This is a genomic window from Komagataeibacter europaeus (assembly GCF_002173515.1).
Classification (GTDB): domain Bacteria; phylum Pseudomonadota; class Alphaproteobacteria; order Acetobacterales; family Acetobacteraceae; genus Komagataeibacter; species Komagataeibacter europaeus.
This window is the reverse complement of the sequence record NZ_CP021467.1, coordinates 1315240-1334040: the sequence shown is the minus strand read 5'-3', so window position 1 is coordinate 1334040 and position 18801 is coordinate 1315240. Positions and strand designations below refer to the sequence as shown.

Below are 18801 nucleotides of genomic sequence, written 5' to 3'. Positions count from 1 at the left end.
GTCAGACCCCTTTCAGCAGGCTGTCGGCCGCGGCGCGGGCGGCGGGGGTGATGGTGTCGCCAGACAGCATGCGGGCAATTTCCTCGCGCCGTGCCTGTGCATCCAGGGGGGCGGCGTGGGTTTCGGTGCGGCCTTTGTTCACGCTCTTGCTTATGCGCAGGTGCGCATCCCCCCGCGCCGCCACCTGCGGGCTGTGGGTGACAACCAGCACCTGCACGCTGCGGCCCACGGTATACAGCCGTTCCCCGATGGCCGAGGCCGTGGCCCCGCCCACGCCCGAATCCACTTCGTCAAATACCAGCGTGGGAATGGCGGACCGGCCGGCCAGCACCACCTTCAGCGCCAGCATGAGGCGGGAGAGTTCGCCCCCCGATGCGACCTTCGCCAGCGGTCCCGGCGGCTGCCCGGGGTTGGCTGCGATCAGGAACGACGCCTGTTCCTTGCCGCGTGCGTTCCATGCCTCCGCTTCCAGCGGGACGAGGGAGACGATGAAGCGCGCACGCTCCAGCTTCAGCGGCTTCAGTTCCGCCATCACCGCCTGTTCCAGCCTGCGTGCCGCCTTTTCCCGCGCGGCGGTCAGTTCAAGGGCCACTTCCTCGAACTTCGCGCGATTTTCGGCAACGGTTGCCTCCAGTCCCTCGATCCGGGCATTGCCCGAATCAAGGGCGGCCAGACGGTCGGTAAAGGCCGCCAGCAGTCCCGGCAGTTCGGGCACGGACACGCCATGCTTGCGCGCTTCGGCACGCAGCGCGAACAGGCGTTCTTCCGTCTGTTCCAGAAGGCGCGGGTCGGCCTGCGCGTCGGATGCAAGGCGCGAGAGCATGCTTTCCGCTTCCGCCAGCGCTTCTTCCGCGCGTTCCAGCGCGTTCAGCGCTTCCTGCGCCGCTTCCTGCTCGGCAGCGCCCACGGCTTCGGGGTTCAGGTCGGTGGGGGCGGGCAGCAGGCGCTGCAACGCGCGGCTGGCATTGCGCAGCGCCGATGCCGGGCCGGGGGAACGGCGGTCGCGCGGGGCCAGGTCGGCCAGGGCGGCGGCAATCGCCTCTGCCCGGCGTTCGCCCTGCTGCAATGCCTGGCGCAGGCCGGCAAGCTGCGTTTCCTCGTCTTCCTGCGGGGCGAGGGTGGACAGGTCGTCCACCGCCTGCCGCAGCCAGTCTTCCTCCCGCGCGGCATTTTCCATTTCCGCGCGCGCGGCAGCCAGCGCGGCCGTGGCCTCGATCCATTTGCGGTAGGCCCCGGCGGTGCGGGTGCGCAGGGCGCCGGGCACGCCAAAGACATCCAGCAGGTCCAGATGCGTTGACTGGTCCGCCAGCCCCATCTGTTCATGCTGGCCCTGTATTTCCACCAGCAGGGTCGCCGCCCGCCGCAGCAGGCTGACGGCCACCGGCTGGTCATTGATATAGGCGCGTGACCGCCCGTCCGTGGTCACGACCCGGCGCAGCAGCACGGGTTCGCGCACGTCATCCAGCACGATGCCCTGTTCACTGAACAGCTGGTGCAGGGGATGGTCGGGCGCGACCTCGAAACTGGCGCTGACGCTGGCCTGTTCGCACCCGGCCCGCACCAGCGACGCGCTGGCCCGTTCCCCCAGCGCCAGCCCGAGGCTGTCCAGCAGGATGGACTTGCCAGCCCCGGTTTCCCCCGTCAGCACCGTCAGGCCGGGGGGAAAGGCCAGATCCAGTTTTTCGATCAGGACCACATCCCGTATCGAGAGCTGTGTCAGCATGCAGGCTTCCCGTTCAGCACAGATAATCGTTGGCGGAAATCAGAAAACCGAATGCCATGCCCGCGAAAAGACGTTTCGCCCCTGCTTGTGGTCCTTGCTCTCCACGCCCTTGATCAGGTGATGCGCGCGCAGGTGATCGTACGCGTCCGTGTACCATTTGCTGCTGGGGTAGTTGTAGGCCAGGACCGAGCCGGTCTTGCGCGCCTGTTCCAGCAGGCCCATGTCCAGATAAACTTCCACCAGTCGTTCCAGCGCCTCAGGCACATGGTTGGTGGTCTGGAAATCCTGCACCACGCGCTGGTAGCGGCCAGCCGCGGCAAGGTAGTCGTTCTGCTGCTGGTACCACCGGCCCACCAGCATTTCCTTGCCCGCCAGATGGTCGCGGCACAGGTCGATCTTCAGCTGCGCATCACGGGCATAGGGGCTTTGGGGAAAGCGGGTGATGACTTCTTCCAGCGCGTCCATCGCCTCGATCGTGCCCTGCTGGTCACGCTGCACGTCGGCCACCTGTTCATAATAGCACAGGGCGCGCAGGTAAAAGGCATAGGCCGCGTCCGTGCTGGTGGGGTGCAGTTCCAGGAAGCGGTCAAGCTGCTGCACGGCCTCGGGATACTTGTTCAGCAGGTAGTTCGCATACCCTTCCATCAACTGCGCGTTGGCGGTGTACTGGGAATAGGGATAGTTGCGCTGCAATGTATCAAACTGGTTGACCGACAGCAGGTACCGGTCCGAACGCAGGGCGTCCACGCCGTTGTTGTACAACGTCTCCGCCGAGCCGACGCGCGGCGCGCGTTCATTGATGCTGCTGGCACTCTGCCCACATGCCGCCAGCAGGCCCGCAAGTGGCAGCAGCGCCAGCCAGCGCGCCGTCTGGCGCGCGGTGGGCAGGGGTTGCGGAATATGGTGTGATGTGCGTGCGAACATACCGGCTCTTCCAGTTATGGAAGCTTTATATCATGTGCCGGTGGCGGGTGAAGTCTCCACGTGCGGATTTCGCATCCCCACATCAGGCGGCCTGCGGTTGCGGGGTGGAAAGGGGCGCGCCAAGCGGGGCGCGATGCCAGTTCGCCTGTTCGGCAAAGACCTTGCGCAACAGGCGGTTGTTCAGCGTATGTCCCGATTTGTGCCCACGGAAATGACCATTGATCATGCCACCGGCCAGATACATGTCCCCGATCGCGTCCAGCACCTTGTGCCGCACGAATTCATCCGGGTGGCGTAGCCCGGACGGGTTCACCACGCTGTCGCCGTTGACGACAATGGCGTTGTCCAGCGATCCGCCACGGGCCAGCCCCACGGAATGCAGGTAATCGATTTCAGGCTGCAGCACGAATGTCCGCGCGGTGCTGAGATGCTGGCGGAACGCCCCCGGTTCCACCAGCGTCACGTAACGCTGCTGGCCGATGGCGGCGGCCGGGAAATCAATGGAAATATCGATCGTCAGGCCGGGCTGGGTCGCGGGCGACAGTTCGGCAAAGGCATCGCCATCTTCCACACGCACGGTCCGGTCCACGTGGATATGCTGGCGCGCGGCGGCCTGCGGCATGATGCCCGCGCATTCCAGCAGGAACACGAATTCCGCTGCCGAACCATCAAAGACCGGGATTTCCGGGCCATCCACGTCAATGAAAATGTTATCGACACCGCATCCGGCCAGCGCCGCCATGAGGTGTTCGATGGTGGCGATGCGTTCGGCGTGCCCATCCCCGCCATCGCCGCCCAGCACCGTGCTCAGCCGCGTATCCACCACCGTGTCATACCGTGCCGCAAGCGGCGGCAGGGTGATGTCGTTGCGACGGAAGACGATTCCGGTATTTTCCGGGGCGGGGGACAGCTTCAGGCTGATGCGCCTGCCAGTATGCAGGCCGGTGCCGATGCTGCTGATCGGCTGGCGTATGGTGTGCTGCATCTGTCCATCATGTCGGGACGCCGTCCCGAAGGGGACGGGTGCTTGCGGCAGCATGCCGTTCATTGCCTGTATCCTTGACGGAAGTGTGGAAGAATTCACAGTAACTGGCGTGGTATCATGCTACTGCCATGTCTCTTTCCAGGACAGTCAAGGATTATTGCCTATTGTTACCTGTTCGACAGGAAGGACGCATGGCCCGCCCGCAGGGGGCAGGCCATGCATCATGACCGTCATCAGGGTGAACGGCGGCGCAGGAAGGCGGGGATATCCAGCCCGCCATCATCCGGCGTCGGGTTGCCACCCGTGGCCTGGCCCTGCGGCTGTTGTGGCTGCTGCTGGGGCTGCGGCTGTGGCTGCATGGCGGGTTCCGTCCGGCGGGCGGGTTCAGGAGGCTGCGGCGGGGTGGAATGACGGCGCAGCGCGCCGGTCACGATCCCGAACAGGCTGCGCGGCGCGGGCTGGGGTTCGGGCGCGGGTGGCTTGGCGCTTTCGGTAAACAGCGGCGACCGGGGGGAACCGGCGCGCTGGGCCTGGGCGACATGGGGCGGCACGGCGTTGGGCGAAGGCGCCTGCGGTGCGGCGGGCCGTGGCGGCTGCATGCCGGCGGCGGGCTGGCCCATGGGGGCGGCAGGCTGCTGCGGCGCGGCGGGCGTCCCCTGGGGCGGCGGGGCGCTGGCGGCCGGTGCGGCCTGCTGCGGCGCCTCGGCCGGGGCGGGCTGCGCCGGGGCGGCTTCGGCCTGGGGTGCGGCCGGGCGCGCGGCGGGGTGGCCGCCGGGCGGGTTGTCGATGCCCGTCGCCACGACGGAAACGCGGATGCGCCCGTTCAGCGAGGTATCGATGGCGGACCCGAAGATGATGTTGGCGTCTTCCGCCACTTCTTCACGGATGCGGTTCGCGGCCTGGTCCACTTCGAACAGGGTCAGGTCCTCGCCGCCGGTGATGTTGATCAGCAGGCCCTGCGCGCCGGACATCGAGGTATCTTCCAGCAGCGGGTTGGAAATGGCGTCCTCGGCCGCGGCGATGGCGCGGTTTTCGCCCTCGGCCTCACCCGTGCCCATCATCGCCTTGCCCATTTCCGCCATGATGGTGCGGATATCGGCAAAGTCGAGGTTGACCAGGCCCGGCGCCATCATCAGGTCGGTGACGCCACGCACGCCCATGTACAGGACGTTGTCCGCCATCTTGAACGCATCTTTCCAGCTTGTGCGCTCATTGGCCAGGCGGAACAGGTTCTGGTTGGGAATGATGATCAGGGTGTCGACGAACTGCTGCAGTTCGGCAATGCCCGCTTCCGCCGATTTCGCGCGGCGGTGCCCTTCGAACGTGAACGGCTTGGTCACCACGCCCACGGTCAGGATGCCACGTTCGCGCGCCATGCGGGCGATGACGGGCGCGGCCCCCGTGCCGGTTCCGCCGCCCATGCCCGCGGTGATGAAGACCATGTGCGCGCCATCAAGATGGCGCGAGAGTTCGTCGCACGCTTCTTCCGCGGCGGCGCGGCCGATCTCGGGCTTCGCACCCGCGCCCAGCCCCTGCGTCAGGTGGGGGCCAAGCTGGATGCGGCGGTCGGCGCTGCTGTGGGAAAGCTGCTGGGCATCGGTGTTGGCGACAACGAATTCCACGCCCTGCAACTGCGAATGGATCATGTTGTCCACCGCATTCGTACCACCGCCGCCAACCCCGATCACTGTGATGCGGGGCGTGAAATCGGAATGATTCTGTTGCGGGATGGTCAGGTTGAGGGTCATGCTTGGCTCCCGATGGATTGGGGTAGGCGTGCTGGCATACTAACGGCAAAAGTACAATAAAGGGTTTTCATGCAAGATTATACCCTGTCACGTATGAAATCCACGAAACGTCTGACAAGGCTGCCTGGACGGGTGTCGCGGGTGTCGGGTTCGCCCATTTCATCCGCCGCCCCCGCCGCCCAGGCCAGAAGCCCCGCGGATGTGGAGAACATCGGCCACGTCGCCGCGTTCTCGGGCAGGCCGACAATGCGGCGCGGGCGGCCCAGGCGCACCTGGCGGTTCAGGATCCGCGCCGCCATCGGCCCGATTCCCTCCAGCAGCGAACCCCCGCCGGTCAGGATGACGCGACCATCGGATGCGGGGCCGACCGCGGCCATTTCCAGCCTGTCACGTACCATCTCCAGGGTTTCCTCCACGCGCGGGTGTATGATCGAGACAATCTTTGCGCGCGGAATTCTGACATAATGATGGTCGTTGTCACCAATCAGCTGCACGAGAATGGGATCGTGATCGTCGCCCGCCAGCAGTTCGGCCGACCCGTGCATGGTTTTCAGCCGCTCCGCATTGTCGATGGAGGTGGACAGCCCGTGCGCTATGTCGCGCGTGATGTGCAGCCCGCCTACGGGAATCGTGGCGGTATGCAGCAGCCGCCCTTCGCCAAACACCCCGATCGACGTGGTGCCGCCGCCCATGTCCACCACGGTGGCGCCCAGGTTGCGCTCGTCCTCGTTCATCACCGCAAGCCCCGAGGCGAGGGGGGAGGACACCATCCCCTCGATCTTCAGTTCCACGCGTGACAGCACGGCTTCCAGGTTGCGCAGCGCGGTCGTGTTGGCGTCGATCACATGCAGGCGCGCGGACAGCAGGTCACACAGGTGCCCGCGCGGGTCCAGCACTTCCTGCGTGTCATCCACCGCGTAATCCAGCGGCAGGGTATGGATGGCCGACCGCCCTTCGGACACGGCGCGCATCCGTCCCTCGCTTATGATCCGGTTGACGTCGTTATCCGTGATCTCCCGCCCGCCCACGGACCAGCGCGCGTTGATGTGGCGGCTTTCGGGGTGGCCGCAGGACAGGTTGACGAAAATCGAATCGCGGCGTTCCGTCGCCATGTCCTCCGCCTGCGCCACGGCGGCGCGGATGGCGCTTTCCGCCTCGCGCAGGTCCACGATCCCGCCACAGCGCACGCCATGCGAACGCCGCCACCCGTGGCCAAGGATACGGATGGTGTTGTCAGGCTCGCCGCGCCCGATCAGGCATACGATCTTGGTGGACCCGATATCCAGCACGCTGAACGGTCCCGTGCGCAGCTTGCGCGTGGGCAGGCGCTCGCCCGCGGGGACAACGGATGTCGCGGGCCGCGGGCGGGGCACGCGCGCTGGCGTCCCGGCCCCACGGATGGCGGGAACCGGGGCAGCCGGTGTGGTGGTCCTGGTCGCGGGCAGGGTCGTCCTGACCTTGCCCGGCACTGGATAGTTCATGCCCGCCTCCGTCTTGGGCCGGTTTCGGGGGAAGAAAGCCATGGCGCGGCAGGGGCCTGATCCCCGGTGGGGGCAGCCTGTGGCGGCGTGTCGTCCCTGTCCCGGTCACTGTCGTTCGGGGCAACGGGATTTTCACGCACGATCAGGCGGTCAGGCAGGCGCATGTCGATGGCGATCACCGGCCGGTCCAGTATTTTTATGTTTTCCTGCAATTGTGCAAGACGCTTGAGTGCCGCGACTTCCTGCCCTTCGGGCAGCAGGATGGTCGTGCCGTTGCGCAGGGTCAGGTTCCACCGCCGCTGGCCCACGCGCGATGCAGCCACGACATGGCTGCGTACATCGGGCTGGGCGGACAGTTCATCAATCAGGGCGGCGGCCGCGGTGTTGGCGTCGGGGCCGACCACCAGCGGCAGCTGCATGAAGGCCTCGGCGTCCTTGCCGGTCATGCCCTGGTCGCGCACCTGGTGGCCCTCGCGGTCGATCAGCATGAAATGTCCGTGATTCTGCCAGACGGCAAAGGGCCGGCGTTCAAACAGGTGGATGATGATGGTGCCGGGCAGGTGGCGCTCCACCACGGAATGATCGACAAACGGCAGCGCGTCGATGCGTTCGCGCGCGGCGGTGACGGAAAAGCCCAGGATGAAGTCCCCCATGCGTGCGCCCAGCGCCTGTTGCAGAGATGTCTCGCTGGTCAGCACGCAGCCGGTCACGTCAATTTCGGTAATGCGCAGGGGCAGCATGTTGATGATCCGCCCGCGCAGCGGCGCGAAACGCGGGTCGGACCCGAAATGCCGCAATGTCGTGACGCAGCCCACCCCGATCACCAGCAGCACCAGCACCAGCAGTGCCGGGCGCAGCAGGCGTTTCTGGCGGCGCAGGAAGATCGAAAGCCGGGAGGGGCGGTCGCTGCTGTCGGTCGGTCGCCTCATGTACGGCAGGTCGCGTGGTCGATCATCCACTGGCACAACGTGGCGTAATCCATGCCGCAGGCCGCGGCCTGTTCGGGCAGAAGGGAAGTGGGCGTCATGCCCGGCTGGGTATTGGTTTCCAGAATGACCAGGCGGCCGGGCGCATCCGGCCCCGCGCTGTCGTCATAACGGAAATCCGTGCGGCTGGCCCCCCGGCAGCCCAGCGCGCGGTGGGCGGCCAGCGCAAGTTCACGCGCCTGCTCAAAGGCGTCGGGGTGAATGCGTGCGGGCAGTTCGTGGCGCGACCCGCCGGATGCGTATTTGGCCTGATAGTCATAAAAGCCGGGGCCGCCGCCCGTGGGGGTGATGTCGGTGACCGTCAGCGCGCGGTCTTCCAGCACGCCAACCGTCAGTTCCCGGCCGGGGATGTATTCTTCCACCAGAACCTGGCCGCCAAAGGTCCATTCCGCCGCCACCGTGGCGCGGCGGTTGCTGCCGGGCAGGATGATTTCCACCCCTACGGACGATCCCTCGTTCAGCGGCTTGACCACATAGGGGGCGGGCATCGGGTCCGCCGGTTCCAGCTGCGCGGGCGTCATGACCAGCCCGCCTGCGACCGGCAGGCCGGCCGCCATGAACACGGTGCGGGCCGCGTCCTTGTCCATGGCGGTGGCGGATGCCCGCACGCCGGAATGGGTGTAGGCGATTCCCATCCAGTCCAGCACGCCCTGGATCGACCCGTCCTCGCCAAACCTGCCATGCATGGCGTTGAAGGCCACGTCCGGGCGGTGGGCCTGCAGGTCGCCCACGATGGCCAGCAGGTCGGGGCCCGCGTCAATGCAGCGCACGTCGTGCCCAAGCCCGCGCAGGGCCTCGGCCACGTTGCGCCCGCTGGCAAGGCTGACCTCGCGTTCGGCGGACATGCCGCCCATCAGTACGGAAACCCGGCGGGCCGTCATGCGCTTTCTCCCATGCTGTGCGTGGCGGGGCGACCGATGCGTTTGATTTCCCAGCGCAATGTGACCGCCGTGTGGTCATGCACGCGCTGGCGCACGGTATCGCCCAGCTGCTCAAGATCGGCTGCGGTGGCGTTGCCGGTATTCAGCATGAAATTGCAGTGTTTTTCACTGATCTGCGCACCGCCCACCGTCAGGCCGCGACAGCCGGCCGCATCAATCAGTTCCCATGCCTTGCGTTGCGATTCGTCAGGGTCGGGATTGCGGAAGGTGGAGCCGCCGGTCCGGGCGCGCACAGGTTGCGCCGCCTCCCGCGCCGTGCGGATTTCATCGATTCGCTGGCGGATGATGGCAGGCGGCGCCACCATCGCGTTCAGCCGCACCCGCACCACGACCGACTGCGGGGGCAGGGTGGCGTGGCGGTAGCCGAAATCCAGCGAGGCTGCGGGCAGGCGCAGCAGCCTGCCATCACGCGTCACCACTTCCACCCAGTCCAGTACCGCCGACATGTCCGACCCGTATGCACCCGCGTTCATGGCCACGGCCCCGCCGATCGAACCCGGAATGCCCGCAAGGAATTCCAGACCCGACAGGCCCGCTTCCGCCGCGTGTTCGGCAACCGTCATGTCCAGACAGGCTGCGCCCACGACCAGCCCGTCACCATCACGCGTGATGGTGGAAAAACCGCGCGCAAGGCGGATGACCATTCCGTCGATCCCGCCATCGCGCACGATCACGTTCGAACACGCGCCCAGCGGCAGGACGGGAACCTCCAGCGGCAGGCGCTTCATGACCTGCGCCAGGTCCTCGGCGCTGGCGGGCTGGAACAATAGTTCCGCGGGACCGCCAACGCGAAACCACGTGCGCGGGCCCAGGGCGGCCTGCGGCGTCAGGCGGCCACGCGGGCGGAAGCCCTCCGTGTCCAGGACCTGTGCCCATTGCGGCAGGGTGGTGGCGGCGGTCATGAATGGGCATCCGCCTTCTGGGTGGGTGCCGGTGCATGGGCGATGCCCTGCAGGTCCGCAAGCTGTGCGGGCAGCGCCTGCGCCCAGTTGGTGATGCTGCCAGCCCCCAGGCAGACGACAAAGTCACCCGGCCGGGCAATGGCGTTGATCATTTCCGCAAGGTGCTCCGGCCCCGGCAGCGGCACGACGGACCGGTGCCCGCGTTCGCGCAGCCCCTCGACCAGCGCGTCGCGGTCGATGCCTTCGATCGGCTGTTCCCCGGCCGCGTAGACATCGGCGATGATGACGGTGCCCGCGTCGTTCATGCAGGTGCAGAATTCGTTGAACAGGGTTTTCAGCCGCGAATAACGGTGCGGCTGCATGACCGCGATCACGTTGCCCGCGCCCGCCTGGCGCGCGGCCTTCAGCACGGCGGCGATTTCCACCGGGTGGTGGCCGTAATCGTCAATGATGGTGATGCCCCCGGTTTCCCCCGTGCGGGTGAAACGCCGCTTGACCCCGCGGAACGCGGCAAACGCCGAGCGGATGGTGGCGTCGTCTATTTCCATCTCGGTGCCGACCGCAATGGCCGCCAGCGCGTTCTGCACGTTGTGGTGGCCCAGCATGGGCAGGCGGAACGGCCCCGCGCGGCGTGAACGGTTGCGGTTGCGGTTGGTGATCACGACCTCGAACGTGGCCCCCAGCTTGTCGGTAATCACCTTTTCCGCGCGCACGTCCGCCTGTGGCGAGAAGCCGTAGGTGATGATCCGGTGGTCCGACAGGCGCGGGATCATCTGCTGCACGGCCGGGTGGTCGATGCACAGCACGGCAAAGCCATAGAACGGGATGTTGGAGACGAACTGGTCATACGCCGCCTGCATGGCTTCTTCCGTGCCCCAGTGGTCCAGGTGTTCGGGGTCCATGTTGGTCACGACGGTAATGACGGAGGGCAGGCGCAGGAACGACCCGTCGCTTTCATCGGCTTCCACCACCATCCAGTCGCCCGATCCCATGCGGGTATTGGTGCCGTAGGCTTCGATAATGCCGCCATTGATGACCGTGGGGTCCAGCTTCGCCGCTTCCAGCACGGCGGCGACAAGGCTGGTGGTGGTGGTCTTGCCATGTGTGCCACCCACCGCCACCGACCAGCGCAGGCGCATGAGTTCGGCCAGCATTTCCGCGCGCCGTACCACCGGGATCAGGCGCGCGCGCGCGGCCACGACCTCGGGGTTGTCGCGCTTGACGGCGGTGGACGTCACCACCACCTGCGCACCGCCCAGGTTGGCGGCGTCGTGGCCGATGGTCACGGGAATGCCGGCGGCGCGCAGGCGCGCGACATTCGCACTTTCGGCAATGTCGGACCCCTGCACCGCATAGCCAAGCATGTGCAGCACTTCGGCAATGCCGGACATGCCAATTCCGCCAATGCCGACGAAGTGGATGGTGCCAATGGAAAGGGGCAGGGCTCTCATGTAATCAGGTCTCCGTGTTCGCGCTGGCGGAATTAAGCGGTGCGGGGCAGGTCGGGCAAGCGGGCTTCTATCATATCCGCCAGACGGGCGGCGGCGTCGGGGCGGCCAAGGGCCGCCGCCGCCTGCGCCGTGCGGGCCAGCAGGTCACGGTCGCCCAGCAGTTCCGTCAGGCGCCCTGTCAGGGCGGGGGCGGTGAAATCGGGCTGGCGGATCATCCATGCGGCCCGCGCATCACACAATGCCTGTGCATTGGCGCCCTGTTCATCACGCGCCGCGATGGGCAGCGGCACCAGCAGCGACGGGCGGCCCGCCACCGTCAGTTCCGCAACCGACGACCCGCCCGCGCGGCCGATGACCAGGTGGGCCGCGCGCAGGCGGTCGGGCACGTTGTCAAGGAAGGGGGCGATGGTGGCGGGAATGCCCGCCGCGCGGTAGGCATCCGCCACGCGGTCCACGTCTTCCGCGCGGGCCTGCTGCGTGACCTGCACGCGCGCGCGCAGCGCCGGGGCAAGGGCCGCAAGGGCAGGCGGCACCACGTCGCTGAATACCCGCGCACCCAGCGACCCGCCCCATACCAGCAGGTTGATCACCCCGTTCGACGGTTCGTAGCCTTCGCCCGCAAGGGCCGCGATATCAGGCCGCACCGGCATGCCGGTCAGCGTGGTGGGCACGCCATCGGGCACGCCGGCCACGACGGGAAACGATGTCGCGATCGCATCCATGCGCGCGGCAAGGAAGCCGTTGGCCTTGCCCAGCACGGCATTGCCTTCATGGATGAACAGGAGCGGCCGCTGCTTTTTCGGCAGCAGGCTGCCCCCCAGCAGCGGCGGCACGGACGGATACCCGCCAAACCCGATGATGGCCGAAGGCCGGATGCGCGACAGCACGGCGCGTGCCTGCGCCGTCCCGCGCCCCAGTGCCATGGCCGCGCGCGCGGCCCGGATGATGCCGCGCCCCGCGATTCCCGCGCCGGGCAGGACAAACTGCTGCCGCCCGGCAAAGACGCCGGTTTCGCGCACGCCCGCGCGCCGGTCGGTCATGAGGATGATGTCATGCCCCCGACGCACCAGTTCGCAGGCCAGTGCCTCGGCTGGGAAAAAATGGCCGCCGGTGCCTCCGGCCGCGACAGCAATGCAGTGACGGGTCATGACGGTGCTTTCTGCGATGAAGAAGGGGGGCCGAACTGTCCGTAACGGCCTTCCCCCGGCCGGTTGCGGGTCAGCGCCAGCACCAGGCCGATTGTAAGCGCAACCGACATGGCGGAGGAACCACCATAGGAAATGAAGGGCAGCGTCATGCCCTTGGTCGGGATCAGGTGCAGCGTGGACCCCATGTTGACAAAGGCCTGGAGTCCGAACCCCGTCACCAGCCCCGCCGTCGCCACCGTGATGAACGGGTCGTTTTCATGCAGCAGCTTGAGCAGCGTGCGGATGACGATGGTGGCGAACACGCCCACGATGAACAGGCAGACCAGCATGCCGAATTCCTCCCCCGCCACGGCAAAGACGAAATCGGCATGCGCATCGGGCAGCAGGTCCTTCACCCGGCCCTCGCCGGGGCCACGGCCCAGCAGGCCGCCATTGCCAAAGGCCCGCAGGGCGGTGTCGATCTGGTAATGGTCGCCCACGGCGGGGTGCAGGAAGCGTTCCACGCGCGACCGCACGTGCGGGAACACCATGTACGCCCCCACGAATGCCGCGACCATGGCGGCAGCCCCCGCGCCAACCAGGAACAGGCTCAGCCCGTCAATGAAAAGCTGGGTCAGGAAAACCGTGGTAATGACGCTGAGCATCCCGATATCAGGCTGTGACTTCAGTAACAGAAGCACCAGCGCGAACAGCCCGATCGCCACCAGCATGCCGGGAAAATACCGTCGCGTCTGGCGTTCGGTCAGCAGCCACGCCGTGACCACGGCAAAGAACGGCTTGAGGAATTCCGATGGCTGCACCGACATCATCGGCAGGGCGATCCACCGCCTGGCGCCCTTGATCTCGATCCCGTGCACCAGTGTCATGAATGTCGCCGCCAGCGCCAGCACGAACCCGATCCACCCCGCCAGCCTGACGGCGCGCAGCGACATCATGGATGTGAAAACGACGATCAGCGCCGCCAGGATCAGGAAGCACACCTGCTTGAAAATGAACATGTCGCGCGACGCGCCGATACGCACGGCCACGGCGGGGCTGGCGGCCAGCATCAGGATATAGCCGAATCCGATCAGGATCCCCACGCAGATCAGCGTGACCCGGTCGATGCTGCGCCACCACCGTGCGGCGCGTGACGTGTTTATGCGCGATATGCCGCTCATGCGCGGGCGGTTCCATCCCTGCTGGCGGCCAGTTCATGCACCAGTGCCGCGAAACGCGCGCCACGGGCCTCGAACCCGCTGAACTGGTCGAAACTGGCGCAGGCGGGCGACAGCATCACGACATCGGCGCCCAGTTCGCGCGCGCGGTCCAGTGCTTCGGGCACGGCGCGGTCAAGGGTCTCGACAATGCGGTGGGGAATGCCGTGGCGGGCCAGCGTCGCCGCCAGGGCCGGCGCATCGCGTCCGATCAGCAGCGCCATGGCGACGCGGTTGAACAGGGGGGCCAGTTCCTCGATCCCGCCAGCCTTGGCCGTGCCGCCCGCGATCCACACCATCCGGTCATGGCACGCCAGCGCGCGCGCGGTCGCGTCCGCATTGGTGGCCTTGCTGTCATTGATGAAGCGGACGCCATCAATGCTGCCCACGGTTTTCTGCCGGTGGTCCAGGGCTGCAAAGGACGCGAGGGCGGGTTCCACCGCCGCCCGTGGCATGCCCAGATGCAGCGCCATGGCGGTCGCGGCGGCCGCGTTTTCGCGGTTATGGGTGCCCGGCAGGTCATGGGCCGCGCGCAGGTCGGCAATCACGCCGTCATGGTCACACAGCGCGTCGGGCGTGCAGTACAGGTCGCATTGCGGCATGTCCGCGCCGCTGACGCAGGCAATGGTGGTCCGCGTGACCGCCAGCCGCCTGCGGATCGTCTCGTAATCGGGCAGGGTCTCGCCCAGTACCGCCAGATCGCCCGCATGCTGGTGGTCGAAGACATGCATCTTGGCGGTGACATACCCCGCCATGTCGCCATGCCGGTCCAGATGGTCGGGGGTAAGGTTCAGCAGGCAGGCGACATTGAAGTGCATCTGCTCCAGCCGTTCCAGCATGTAGGACGACATTTCCAGCACGTACACCCCGTCATCGGGCAGCAGCGGCAGGGAAAGCGCCGCGGGCCCAAGGTTGCCGCCAGTGGCGACCGGCACGCCGCAACCGGCCAGCATGTGGGCCAGCAGCACCGTCGTGGTTGATTTGCCATTGGTGCCGGTAATGCCCGCGAACCGTGCGCGGCTGCCCGCGGTGCGCACGGCGCGGTACAGCAGTTCCGCATCCGACAGGATCGGCACGAATGCCTCCACCGCCATGCGCGCCAGCGGGTGGGGTGCGGGCAGGTTGTGCGGGATGCCCGGCGAAAGCACCAGCCCCGCCAGTCCCAGCATGTTGTCAAAGGGTGCGATCTTCAGCCGTTCATGCGGCGCAAGGGCCGCACGGGCTTCCGCGCGGTCATCCCATGCCTGCACGCTGGCCCCCATCGCCAGCAGGGCGGTGACGGCGGCGGCGCCATTGCGGCCCAGGCCGGCCACGCCGTAATGGTGGGCGGCCAGCAGGGAAGGGGGGAAGGCCGTGCTCATCGCAGTTTCAGCGTGGCCAGCCCACACAGCCCCAGCACGATGGACACGATCCAGAAGCGGATGACGATCTTGGATTCCGCCCAGCCCTTCTTTTCAAAATGGTGGTGCAGCGGGGCCATCAGGAACACGCGCCGCCCGGTGCGCTTGTACCAGAACACCTGGATGATGACGGAAAAGGTTTCCACCACGAACAGGCCACCGACAATGCACAGCACCAGTTCATGCTTGACCGCAACCGCGACCGCCCCCAGCGCGCCACCCAGCGCCAGCGACCCCGTATCGCCCATGAACACGGCGGCCGGCGGCGCGTTGAACCACAGGAACCCAAGTCCCGCCCCCACAAGTGCCGAACAGAATACCCCCAGTTCCCCCGTGCCCGGCACGGCATGCAACTGCAGGTAGTCGGCAAAGACATGGTTGCCCACAAGGTAGGAAATCAGCGCGAACACAAGGGCGGCGATGATGACCGGCACGATGGCCAGCCCGTCCAGCCCGTCGGTAAAGTTCACGGCGTTGCCAAAACCCGTAATGGTGATCATGGCGAACAGCGGGAAGGCATAGCCCAGCGGCAGCAGCAGGTCCTTGACGAACGGAAAGGCCAGGTGATTGGCAAGGTCGGGCGGCATCATGTGTTCCAGCCAGATGCCACCGATCAGGGACGCGCCGAATTCACACCCCAGCCGCATGCGCTTGGACACGCCATCGGTATTGCGGCGCGACAGCTTCAGGTAATCATCGGCAAAGCCCACCGCGCCGAACGCCAGCGTAATCAGCATCACGGCCCAGACGAACCCGTTGGTCAGGTCCGCCCATAGCAGGGTGGAGCCGAACAGCGAGACCAGGATCAGCACGCCGCCCATGGTGGGGGTGCCGACCTTTTCGATCAGGTGGCGTTCCGGACCGAGCGCACGGATCGGCTGCCCGCCGCGCTGGATGCGGCGCAGATGCGCGATCAGCGGGTTGCCAAGGCACAGGCTGATGACCAGCGCGGTCAGGCACGCCGCCCCGGAACGGAAGGTGATGTAGCGGAACAGGTTGAGCATGGAGGTATGGGCCCCCGCATGCTGCTGGAACAGGTCATACAGCATCAGGCCGGTCCCACCCGCGCATCATCCGCCTGCATGGCGGTGACGACGTCGCGCATCCGGCTGCCAAGGCTGCCCTTGACCATGACGGTGTCACCCGCGCGCAGGGCCGCGCGCACCAGTGGGGCAAGCATGCGGGAATCAGGCATCCACCCCCCCTGTAGGGAAGAAGGCAGGGTGTCGAAGAGTGTTTTCATATTCGGGCCGCAACAGAAGACAATATCCGCGTTCGCGCGGACGGCAGGGAGAAGGGAGGTATGCTCATGCCGTGCAAACGCACCCAGTTCAAGCATGTCGCCAAGGATGGCGACACGCCGCCCCGTGGCGACCAGCCCCAGCAGGTCCAGGGCCGCCCGCACGGATGCAGGGGACGCATTGTAGCTTTCATCCAGCAGGGTGACTTTGTCATGCATCACCTTTGCCATCGCCCCGCGTCCCGCGCCGGGGCGGAAGGTGGCCAGCCCGGCCACCGCATGGCCCATGTCCGCGCCCGCCGCATGGGCCGCGGCCAGCGCCAGCATGGCGTTGTCGGCCATGTGGCGTCCCGGCGCGTTCACCCGTGCATGCCCCTGCCAGCCGGGCAGGGACAGGTCGAACCCGCTGCCCTGCGCGTCGGTCCGCACATCCGTTTCATACGCGGCGCAGTCCGGCGTGTGCCCCGCCCACCACAGCGTGGCTTCCATGCTTTCGGCATTGCGCCGGAAATATTCCGCGCCGGTAACGCCCGCCGGCACGATCCCGGTCCCGCCGCCACGGGGCAGGGCCAGCAGGATTTCCGCCTTTTCGCGCGCAATGGCCTCAAGGCTGCCCATAAGCCCCAGGTGCGAGGACGCAACCGTCGTCACCACCGCGACATCGGGCCGCACCATGTCGGCCAGGGGCCGGATCTCGCCGGGATGGTTCATCCCGATCTCGCACACGCAGTACGCGGCATCGGCAGGCAGGCGCGCCAGCGTCAGCGGCACGCCCCAGTGGTTGTTGTATGACGCCACCGCGTAATGCGTCGGGCCGCACGCTGCCAGCGCATGGCGCAGCATGTCCTTGACCGATGTCTTGCCCACGCTGCCGGTCACCGCCACCATGCGCCCGGTAAAGCGCGCGCGTGCAAAGTGCGCCATGTCCCGCATGGCCGCAAGCGTATCGCGCACCATCAGGATGCGCGGGTCATCGATCCCGCACGGCTCATGCGCAACGATTGCGGCCGCCCCGGCATCCAGCGCGGCGGCCACATGGGCGTGCCCGTTGCTGTTTTCACCCTGCAGCGCGATGAACACATCGCCCGGCCGCAGCGTGCGGGTATCGATCGAAACGCCGGTCCCCGCGATATCGTCGTGTGATGTTGACGCGAAACGCCCCGATGTCGCGGCCAGCAGGTCCGCGCGGTTCCATAACAGTGTCATTCATTCCCTGTCAGGCCACGGATGACCGTGGCATCATCAAATGGCAGGACGTCGTGGCCCACGACCTGTCCCTGTTCGTGGCCCTTGCCCGCCACCACCAGCACGTCACCCGCGCCCAGCATGTCCAGCCCGGCCGCGATCGCGCGCCGCCGGTCCCCGATTTCGGTAGCGCCGGGGGCGGCTGCCATGATCGCGGCGCGGATGGTGTCGGGCTGTTCCGTGCGCGGGTTGTCATCGGTCACGATCACCCGGTCGGCAAGGCGGGTTGCGGTCGCGCCCATGACGGGCCGCTTGCCCCGGTCCCGATCACCGCCAGCCCCCATCACTACCACAAGTCGGCCCGGCGTATGCGGGCGCAGCGACTGCAGCAGGCGCGCCAGCGCATCGGGCGTGTGGGCGTAATCGACATAGGCCGCCGCCCCGCCCGGCAGCACCGCCACCCGTTCCATCCGCCCGCGCACGCCATGCAGGCGTTCCAGCAGCGGCACCGCCCGGTCCGGCCCGGCGGCGTCCCGGTCCGCCATGGCGGCGGCCAGCAGCATGTTGTCAACCTGGAACCGCCCCACCAGCGGCACCGTGATTTCATGCACCATGGCGGCGGTGGCGATGCGCAGCACCTGCCCCGTGGGTGTCGGGCGCGCGTCCAGCAGGCGCAGGGTCGTGCCCTGTTCGCCCGTGCTGCGCAGGACAAGGTCGCGGCGGCGGGCGATGTCGGCAATGGCGGCGCAGGTTGGCGCATCCATGTCCGCGTTGATGGCGGCAATGCCGCCTTCGGGCACGATGGTGTCGAACAGCCGCAGTTTGGCCGCCCGATAGTGTTCGGTCGTGCCGTGGTAGTCCAGATGGTCGCGGGTCAGGTTGCTGAAACCGGCTGCATACGGCGCCAGCCCGTCCAGCCTGCGCTGTTCCAGCCCGTGGGATGATGCCTCGATCGCCACGTGATCCACGCCGGCTTCCGCCATGGCGCCCAGCATGCGCATGAGCCCCACGCTGTCGGGCGTGGTCAGCACCGGCCCGCAATCGGGCAGCGGGCAGGGCGCGACCGCGCCCAGCGTGCCGATGGTGCCCGCGGGCAATCCCTGCAGGGTCCAGATCTGGCGCAGGAATTCCACCGTGCTGGTCTTGCCGTTCGTGCCGGTCACCGCCGCGATGGACGCGGGGACACGCGGCGTCAGCACGCGGGCAACCAGCGCCAGCGTGCGGCGCGCATCGGGCACGCGGAGGGCAATGACGCCGGGCGGCGTGTCGGACGCCGGGGTGGCGTCCAGCAGCACGGCCACAGCCCCGTTCGCCATGGCCTGCGGGATGTAGGCCCGCCCGTCCATGTGCGTGCCATGCAGGGCGGCGAAGATCATGCCGGGGCCGATGGCGCGGCTGTCGGCGGTAATGCCGGTAATGGTCAGGTCGGCCGCCCCGGTGGGTACGGGCGTGTCCACGCCGGCGCGGCGCAGGACTTCAGGCAGGTGCATT

15 protein-coding genes are annotated in these 18801 nt (G+C 67.3%); all 15 read right to left on the bottom strand.

Going from position 1 to position 18801, the window contains the following annotated elements; all coding sequences use genetic code 11:
• Window position 1: 1 nt before the first annotated feature.
• Window positions 2-1723: a DNA repair protein RecN gene (gene recN, locus S101446_RS06095; protein WP_019085426.1), complete on the bottom strand. Its 1722-nt coding sequence runs from the start codon at window positions 1721-1723 to the stop codon at window positions 2-4.
• Between the two features lie 39 nt (window positions 1724-1762).
• A complete protein-coding gene (locus S101446_RS06090) occupies window positions 1763-2647 on the bottom strand; it encodes an outer membrane protein assembly factor BamD (protein WP_010509254.1) in 885 nt (294 codons plus the stop codon).
• Between the two features lie 82 nt (window positions 2648-2729).
• Window positions 2730-3695 (bottom strand): UDP-3-O-acyl-N-acetylglucosamine deacetylase, encoded by a 966-nt coding sequence (gene lpxC, locus S101446_RS06085; RefSeq protein WP_220464804.1) that lies wholly within the window; start codon window positions 3693-3695, stop codon window positions 2730-2732.
• 170 nt (window positions 3696-3865) lie between these two features.
• Window positions 3866-5380: a cell division protein FtsZ gene (ftsZ, locus tag S101446_RS06080; RefSeq protein WP_087607896.1), complete on the bottom strand. Its 1515-nt coding sequence runs from the start codon at window positions 5378-5380 to the stop codon at window positions 3866-3868.
• Between the two features lie 77 nt (window positions 5381-5457).
• Window positions 5458-6861, bottom strand: a complete 1404-nt coding sequence (gene ftsA, locus S101446_RS06075) for a cell division protein FtsA (RefSeq protein WP_010509259.1) — start codon at window positions 6859-6861, stop codon at window positions 5458-5460.
• Window positions 6858-7790, bottom strand: a complete 933-nt coding sequence (locus S101446_RS06070) for a cell division protein FtsQ/DivIB (RefSeq protein WP_010509260.1) — start codon at window positions 7788-7790, stop codon at window positions 6858-6860. The genes ftsA and S101446_RS06070 overlap by 4 nt, the downstream gene beginning before the upstream one ends.
• Window positions 7787-8728 (bottom strand): D-alanine--D-alanine ligase, encoded by a 942-nt coding sequence (locus S101446_RS06065; protein WP_087607895.1) that lies wholly within the window; start codon window positions 8726-8728, stop codon window positions 7787-7789. Before S101446_RS06065 ends, S101446_RS06070 begins: the two co-directional genes overlap by 4 nt.
• Window positions 8725-9690, bottom strand: coding sequence for a UDP-N-acetylmuramate dehydrogenase (gene murB, locus S101446_RS06060; protein ID WP_087607894.1), 966 nt, complete (start codon window positions 9688-9690; stop codon window positions 8725-8727). The genes S101446_RS06065 and murB overlap by 4 nt, the downstream gene beginning before the upstream one ends.
• Window positions 9687-11141 (bottom strand): UDP-N-acetylmuramate--L-alanine ligase, encoded by a 1455-nt coding sequence (gene murC / locus S101446_RS06055; RefSeq protein WP_010509263.1) that lies wholly within the window; start codon window positions 11139-11141, stop codon window positions 9687-9689. The genes murB and murC overlap by 4 nt, the downstream gene beginning before the upstream one ends.
• Window positions 11142-11173: 32 nt before the next feature.
• A complete protein-coding gene (locus S101446_RS06050; protein WP_010509264.1) occupies window positions 11174-12289 on the bottom strand; it encodes a UDP-N-acetylglucosamine--N-acetylmuramyl-(pentapeptide) pyrophosphoryl-undecaprenol N-acetylglucosamine transferase in 1116 nt (371 codons plus the stop codon).
• The gene (locus tag S101446_RS06045) at window positions 12286-13449 is read right to left on the bottom strand and encodes an FtsW/RodA/SpoVE family cell cycle protein (protein ID WP_010509265.1); all 1164 of its coding nucleotides are present in this window, start codon (window positions 13447-13449) and stop codon (window positions 12286-12288) included. Before S101446_RS06045 ends, S101446_RS06050 begins: the two co-directional genes overlap by 4 nt.
• On the bottom strand, window positions 13446-14846 hold the full coding sequence (murD, locus tag S101446_RS06040; protein WP_087607893.1) for a UDP-N-acetylmuramoyl-L-alanine--D-glutamate ligase: 1401 nt from the start codon (window positions 14844-14846) through the stop codon (window positions 13446-13448). Before murD ends, S101446_RS06045 begins: the two co-directional genes overlap by 4 nt.
• Window positions 14843-15934 (bottom strand): phospho-N-acetylmuramoyl-pentapeptide-transferase, encoded by a 1092-nt coding sequence (gene mraY, locus S101446_RS06035; RefSeq protein WP_010509267.1) that lies wholly within the window; start codon window positions 15932-15934, stop codon window positions 14843-14845. Before mraY ends, murD begins: the two co-directional genes overlap by 4 nt.
• Complete coding sequence (locus S101446_RS06030) at window positions 15934-17331, bottom strand: UDP-N-acetylmuramoyl-tripeptide--D-alanyl-D-alanine ligase (protein ID WP_087607892.1); 1398 nt, start codon at window positions 17329-17331, stop codon at window positions 15934-15936. The genes mraY and S101446_RS06030 overlap by 1 nt, the downstream gene beginning before the upstream one ends.
• On the bottom strand, window positions 17328-18800 hold the full coding sequence (locus S101446_RS06025; protein ID WP_087607891.1) for a UDP-N-acetylmuramoyl-L-alanyl-D-glutamate--2,6-diaminopimelate ligase: 1473 nt from the start codon (window positions 18798-18800) through the stop codon (window positions 17328-17330). Before S101446_RS06025 ends, S101446_RS06030 begins: the two co-directional genes overlap by 4 nt.
• Between the last annotated feature and the right edge of the window lies 1 nt (window position 18801).

Bases quoted from the DNA above. Each gene is read 5' to 3' on its own strand.
- S101446_RS06030 (WP_087607892.1), bottom strand. From the start codon at position 17,331: ATGACACTGTTATGGAACCGCGCGGACCTGCTGGCCGCGACATCGGGG.
- murD (WP_087607893.1), bottom strand. From the start codon at position 14,846: ATGAGCACGGCCTTCCCCCCTTCCCTGCTGGCCGCCCACCATTACGGC.
- murB (WP_087607894.1), bottom strand. From the start codon at position 9,690: ATGACCGCCGCCACCACCCTGCCGCAATGGGCACAGGTCCTGGACACG.
- S101446_RS06090 (WP_010509254.1), bottom strand. From the start codon at position 2,647: ATGTTCGCACGCACATCACACCATATTCCGCAACCCCTGCCCACCGCG.
- murC (WP_010509263.1), bottom strand. From the start codon at position 11,141: ATGAGAGCCCTGCCCCTTTCCATTGGCACCATCCACTTCGTCGGCATT.
- S101446_RS06050 (WP_010509264.1), bottom strand. From the start codon at position 12,289: ATGACCCGTCACTGCATTGCTGTCGCGGCCGGAGGCACCGGCGGCCAT.
- ftsA (WP_010509259.1), bottom strand. From the start codon at position 6,861: ATGAACTATCCAGTGCCGGGCAAGGTCAGGACGACCCTGCCCGCGACC.
- mraY (WP_010509267.1), bottom strand. From the start codon at position 15,934: ATGCTGTATGACCTGTTCCAGCAGCATGCGGGGGCCCATACCTCCATG.
- S101446_RS06025 (WP_087607891.1), bottom strand. From the start codon at position 18,800: ATGCACCTGCCTGAAGTCCTGCGCCGCGCCGGCGTGGACACGCCCGTA.
- S101446_RS06070 (WP_010509260.1), bottom strand. From the start codon at position 7,790: ATGAGGCGACCGACCGACAGCAGCGACCGCCCCTCCCGGCTTTCGATC.
- recN (WP_019085426.1), bottom strand. From the start codon at position 1,723: ATGCTGACACAGCTCTCGATACGGGATGTGGTCCTGATCGAAAAACTG.
- lpxC (WP_220464804.1), bottom strand. From the start codon at position 3,695: ATGAACGGCATGCTGCCGCAAGCACCCGTCCCCTTCGGGACGGCGTCC.
- S101446_RS06065 (WP_087607895.1), bottom strand. From the start codon at position 8,728: ATGACGGCCCGCCGGGTTTCCGTACTGATGGGCGGCATGTCCGCCGAA.
- ftsZ (WP_087607896.1), bottom strand. From the start codon at position 5,380: ATGACCCTCAACCTGACCATCCCGCAACAGAATCATTCCGATTTCACG.
- S101446_RS06045 (WP_010509265.1), bottom strand. From the start codon at position 13,449: ATGAGCGGCATATCGCGCATAAACACGTCACGCGCCGCACGGTGGTGG.